General features: G+C 62.9%; 4 protein-coding genes. All 4 read right to left on the reverse strand.

The window, feature by feature from the left end:
- A partial coding sequence (locus tag EN984_RS19360; RefSeq protein ID WP_245480084.1) for an acyloxyacyl hydrolase occupies positions 1-648 on the reverse strand: 648 nt, incomplete at its 3' end.
- A 171-nt stretch (positions 649-819) separates the two neighbouring features.
- Positions 820-1,581, reverse strand: coding sequence for a heme ABC transporter permease (locus EN984_RS19365; RefSeq protein ID WP_127267278.1), 762 nt, complete (start codon positions 1,579-1,581; stop codon positions 820-822).
- 138 nt (positions 1,582-1,719) lie between these two features.
- Positions 1,720-3,501, reverse strand: a complete 1,782-nt coding sequence (locus EN984_RS19370) for a glucan ABC transporter ATP-binding protein/ permease (RefSeq protein WP_127267279.1) — start codon at positions 3,499-3,501, stop codon at positions 1,720-1,722.
- Positions 3,502-4,012: 511 nt separating this feature from the next.
- Positions 4,013-6,026, reverse strand: a 2,014-nt coding sequence (locus EN984_RS19375) for a glycosyl hydrolase family 65 protein (protein ID WP_348630233.1), incomplete at its 5' end; no start/stop codon positions are given.

A 6,026-nucleotide genomic window follows, 5' to 3' on the forward strand; every position in this document is an offset into this window, starting at 1 on the left:
CTTGTAGGTATTGCTGCCGTCATTGTCGTCCAGATCGACGTTGGAGACGGCCTTGAAGCGATAGCCGAAATCGAGGTCGACATTCTGCGTCACCGCATAGGTGACACCGGTTCCCAACTGGCCGGCGAAACCCCAGCCGCCAGGCCCATATCCAAAGTCGTCACCGTCAAAATGGGTATCGGCGGTAACATAAGCTGCGCCGATACCGCCGCCGACATAGAGCTTGGCATCGCCAAAATGCGCAACGTCGGCCCAGACATTGGCGAGCAGATAGGTCGCTGACAAATTGCCGGCCGCATCGCCTGAGTTGAAGACAACACCGTCGTAACTGCCGCTAAAAGAACTTGCTTTGTAGCGCGCGTAGGACAATTCGCCTTCGACACGAAACACATCGTTGATGCGCCGACCGACAGCACCGCCGATCACGAAGCCAGTATTAAGATCGACTGAATACCGAGAACCATCGTAGTCCGTCTTCACATCATTGGGGAAACTGGCGCCACCAAACAGTGTGACATACCAGAGATCCTCGGCCCTCGGGGCGTCGACGACAGCATCGGCGGCGTGCGCCGAACTCCAGCCAAGCCCCAATGCGAGTATCGATACCCCAGCCAGCAAACGCAGTTTCATCGTCGATTCCCCGCTCAATAACACTGAATGGCACTCAGCTCGGCTCAGGGGAAGATGTCAACGGACGGACGAAGTCGAGGCGACCTTTTGGGACACCTCGTTGCTATACAGCAACACAGCAGCATTGTTCAGGCGAAAGCAGGAGTAAGGTTGCTGCTGGTCGCAATTCGAGCGGCGAGAGGGGGAAACCTAATCGCGTCTCTCTGCCTGCCTAGCCGCGACCCGTCTCATGGCAATCACCCGGCGGCGGCGGATTTCGGTGCGCATCGCCATCAGGTGCAGCGCGAAGAACAGCACGGTGAAGCCGAGCGCCATCACCAGCAGCGGCCATAGCAGGCTGGGGTCGATGGTGGAGCCGCCCATGCGGAACACCGAGGCCGGCTGATGCAGCGTGTTCCACCAGTCGACCGAGAACTTGATGATCGGGATGTTGATGAAGCCTACCAGCGTGATGATGGCCGCGGCCCAGGCGGCGCGGCTGGCATCGTCGAGCGCGCGGGTCAGCGCGATGATGCCGAGATACATCAGGAGCAGCACGAACACCGAAGTCAGCCGAGCATCCCAGACCCACCAGGTGCCCCACATCGGCTTGCCCCAGATCGAACCGGTGATCAGCGCCAGCGCGGTGAAGACGGCGCCGATGGGCGCTGCGGATTTCAGCGCGACATCGGCCAACGGATGCCGCCAGACGAGCGTGCCGAGCGCCGAGACCGCCATCAGCGTGTAGCACATCATGGCGAGCCAGGCGAAAGGCACGTGGATATACATGATGCGGACGGTGATGCCCTGCTGGAAATCCTCAGGCGCGGCGAAGCTCATATAGAGCCCCACGGCGAGGATCAGTGTGGCGATCGTGGCCAGCCATGGCACGACCTTGTCCGCCAGCCCGACGAAGCGCGTCGGGTTGGCGAGATCCATCCAGCCGGTCAGGCGTGAAGTCGTGTCGCTCATGCGGTTCTACATAAACCGCCAACGCGTTTGGGGCAATCGAGCGGTGGTGTCGCAGACGCAATTGGGGCGGCCGTGCCTGTACTCTCACCCGGACCTACGGTCCGACCTCCCCACAAGGGGGAGGTAAAAGAAAGAGGCTCAGGCAGCCGCTTCCTGCTGTTGCTGCACGGTGCGGCTGAGGCGGCGAACCTCCTCGTCGTTGAGCAGGCCGCCGGCGCGCAGCAGGCTGGCGAAGCGGCCATTGCGCAGCGACAGCTCGGTGAAGCCGCCCATCTCGACCACCCTGCCCTTGTCCATGAACACGACCAGATCGGCGTCGCGAACGGTGGTCAGGCGGTGGGCGATGATGAAGGTCGTGCGGTCGCGGCGCAGCTCGTCGATCGCTTCCTTGACGCGGTCCTCGGTCTCGACGTCGAGCGCGCTGGTCGCCTCGTCGAGCACCAGGATCGGTGCGTCCTTCAGCACGGCGCGGGCAATGGCGATGCGCTGACGTTCGCCGCCCGAGAGCTGCCCGCCACGTTCGCCAACCACCGTGTCGTAACCATTGCTCTTCGACAGGATGAAGTCCTGTGCGGCAGCCGCATTGGCGGCGGCATGGATCTCGTCATTGCTTGCATCGGCGCGGCCAACACGGATGTTGTCCTCGATCGAGCGGTTGAGCAGCCCAGCATCCTGGAACACGGTGGCAATCGAATGGCGCACCGACTTGCGGGTCACGGTGCGGGTGTCGATGCCGTCGATCAGGATACGGCCATGGGACGGCGAGAAGACACGCTGCAGCAGGTTGATGAGCGTGGTCTTGCCGGCGCCCGTCGGGCCCACGATGGCGACGGTCTGGCCGGCCTGCACCTCGAAGGACACGTCGTCGATGCCTTGGCCGGAATTGGCGAATTCGAAGCCGACATTCTCGAAGCGGACATGGCCGGTGACGTTGGCAAGATCGCGCAGGCCGTCCGGCTCGGCGGCATCAGCCGCGGAGTCCTCGAGATGGTAGAAATCCTCGAGCTTGGCACGGGCCTCGGAAATCTGGTTTGCGAAAGCCGACATCTGGTCGAGGCGAGCGATCAGCATCGTGGCAAAACCGGTGAAGGCAATGACGTCGCCGACACCCAACTGACCACGAGTGACGAGATAGGAGCCGATCGACAACACGATCAGCATCGAGATTGCCGATGACAGACGGTGCAAGGCATTGGCCAGCGCCCACCAGTCGAGAACAGGGTTCTGCGCGTCGAGCAGGTTCTTAACGTAGCGGCGCAGCGTATCGGCCTCGTGGCCGAGGCGATTGTAGCTCTGCAGCACCGCAACGTTGCTGACCGAGTCGGTCACATGCGCGAACACCTTGTGGTAGTGGCGCTCGACCGCGGCCTGGCCCGCCTTGGTGCGGCGCATGACCATCCGGCCGATGCCGACATAGAGCAGCCCGAGGCCAAGCAGCACCAGCGACATGCGCAGGTCCATGCTGATCGCGGTCGGAACCAGCAGTACGAGGGCGACAGCCGTGGACAGATGCTGGCGCATGAATTCGAGCCAAAGGCTGAACAGGGTTTCGACGGCGCGCAGCATCGTATGCAGCGCATTGGAGGTGCCGTGCTGATGGTGCCAGGCGAGCGGCATGGTGATCACGCGCTCGAAGGACTCGCAAAGCACTTCGCTGCGCCGGGCATGGGCAAAACGGTCAGCGCCGCGCGCCACCATGACGAAAGCAACGATGTTGAAGGCGCCGAGACCGGCCCACATGACCAGCGTGGTGAAGACAGAGCCACGCTCGGAGATGGCGCCGATGACGCGACCGAACATAATCGGCTCGAGAAGCGCTACGATGGCGAGAGCCACGTTGGCCGAACAGATCAACGCAACGCGTTTCCTGTCCGCGGCCAGATAACCGAGAGCTCGCCAGTAGATTTGCAGAAGGGTCACCCCAGTTACTCCGCCACGCTGTTTATTGTGCACTGCATCATTTTATTCGTACCGGTTGATACGTCGCAAAACAATGGCCGTGTACCCCTTCAGTTCCCTTAGAGCGAACAAAAGATGGCGACGTTCCGAAATCTGCCGTGATCACCTAACGGTTTGAGAAGACAGGTAAAATGTCAGGCATGCGGCGAAATCATGGCAGTTGGCACGTGCTGCCACAATTTTAGTCAGCAACAATGTCGGACGGATGACTAAGGCCGAAATCGCCTTCAGTGAAGTATAGAACGAAACAAAGCTGCATGATGCCCCTCCATGCGAAGGAAGGGCCAACTCTCACTGCTCGTGGCGCCCCCTATCGGACGCCTCAAGCCTTTGATTTCATGCACTCCTCGGTGGCATGTCCTTCAATCGGCAGGCGGCAACGCCAGGCGGGACGGTGCCTCTCATCCCGCCGCGGCGGCAAAAGTCGCGCCCCGGATCCCAGGCCCGAGCGCATAGTTTTTGAGCACATGCATCAAGCCGGGATCCGGATGACCACCTCGGCAACTTCGCCGTCCTTCAGTTCGACTGCCGAACCCTTGGCCTTTGTCCCATTCACCTCCAGCGACACGGCCTTGGCCTTATTGTCGCGGATGACGCGAACCTTGAGTTCCGCCCCCAGCATTTTGAGATTTGCCGAGTAGCCGTCCCAGTGGCTCGGCAGCTTCGGCTTGAACTGGACACGCTTGCCGCGCCGCTCGATGCCCAGGATGCCTTCGACAGCAGCCCTGTAGAGCCAGCCGGCAGAGCCGGTGTACCAGGTCCAGCCGCCACGGCCGCCCTTGCCGTTGCCGGCAGTGTCGTCCCCGGCATAGATATCGGCCGCCACGACATAGGGCTCGACACGATAGTGCTCGGCCGTGGCCTCGTCGGTCGCATGGTTGACGGGGTTCAGCATCGAGAAACAGCGATAGGCCTCGTCGACCTGCCCCATCTCGGCGAGCGCGATGACGAACCATGTGGCGGCATGGGTGTACTGGCCGCCATTCTCGCGCACGCCGGGCGGATAGCTCTTGATGTAACCCGGGTCCTTCTCCGTCTTCGAGAAGGGCGGCGTGAACAGTTTGACGATCTTCAGCTTGTCGTCCACAAGCAGCTTCGTTGCTTGCTCCATCGCGGTGGTCGACCGTGCCGGATCGCCCTCTCCCGAAAGCACGCTCCAGGACTGGGCGATCGAGTCGATCTTGCACTCCTGCGAGTTGCGAGACCCCAAAGGGGTGCCGTCGTCGAAACTGCCGCGCCGGTACCATTCGCCGTCCCATGCGGTGCTCTCAAGCGCCCGCTTCAGCACATCGGCATGCTTTGCCCAGGCCTGTGCTCGCTTGGCATCGCCCTCGGCCTTGGCGACGGGGGCGAAATCGCCCAGCGTCTTCAGCAGGAACCAGCCGAGCCAGACGCTCTCGCCCTTGCCGTGCTCGCCAACGCGGTTCATGCCGTCGTTCCAGTCGCCGCCGAGGATCAGCGGCAGGCCCGCGGGGCTGCTGCGCTTGATGGCGAGATCGAGCGCACGCGCGCAATGGTCGTAGAGCGACGCCGTCTTCTGCGAGATTTCCGGGGTGAAGAAGGCATCGTGTTCGCCCTCGCCCAGCGGCTGTCCATCGATGAACGCCAATTGCTCCTTGAGGATGGTGGCATCGCCGGTGACCAGCAAATAGCGCGCCGTGGCGTGGGCAAGCCAGACCACGTCATCGGAGATCAGCGTGCGTACGCCAGCACCCGTGCGCGGCAGCCACCAGTGCTGCACGTCGCCTTCGGGGAACTGCCGCCGTGCCGCATTGAGGATCTGGTCGCGCGCCAGTTGCGGGTCATGCGCCAGCAGCGCCAGCGTATCCTGCAACTGGTCGCGGAAGCCGAAGGCACCGCTGGCCTGATAGAAGGCGGAGCGGGCACGGATGCGGCAGGCCAGGCTCTGATAGGGCAGCCAGTGATTGACCATGGCGTCGAGCGCCTTGTCAGGCGTCTCGACCTGGATGGTGTCGAGGAAGCCGCGCCATTCGCGCTCATTGTCGGCCAACCGCTGGTCGAAGTCCTTGACCTTATGCTCCTGCACCAGCGCGCTCGCCTCCTCGGCGGACTCGGCGTCACCGAGCAGCCAGAGCAGCGTCACGTCGCCGCCAGCCGGGATCTCGACGTCGCGGGCAATCGCCGCGCATGGATCGTCGCCGGCCTCGACACGGCCAGACAGCGCTGCACCACTCAGCACCGCCTGCGGCAGCTCGCTGGAGCCATGCCGGCCCAGGAACTCCGTCCGGTCTGTCGTCACCGAATGAACGCCGCCGTCAGCCGCGAGGAATGCAACGCGCTCGCCGAAATCCAGCCCGTAGGGGTTTTGTGCCAGCAGCGCCCCGCTGGCGGCATCCCGCGACGGGACGATGGTTGCCGCAGTGCGCGACCGGTGCCCGCCGAGCACCCATTCGGCATAGGCATAGACACGCAGCCGCGCCGGCACCGAGCCGGAATTCTGGATGCGCAGCCGCGAGATCTTCAGC

The organism is Mesorhizobium sp. M7A.F.Ca.CA.004.12.1.1, assembly GCF_003997835.1.
Lineage (GTDB): Bacteria > Pseudomonadota > Alphaproteobacteria > Rhizobiales > Rhizobiaceae > Mesorhizobium.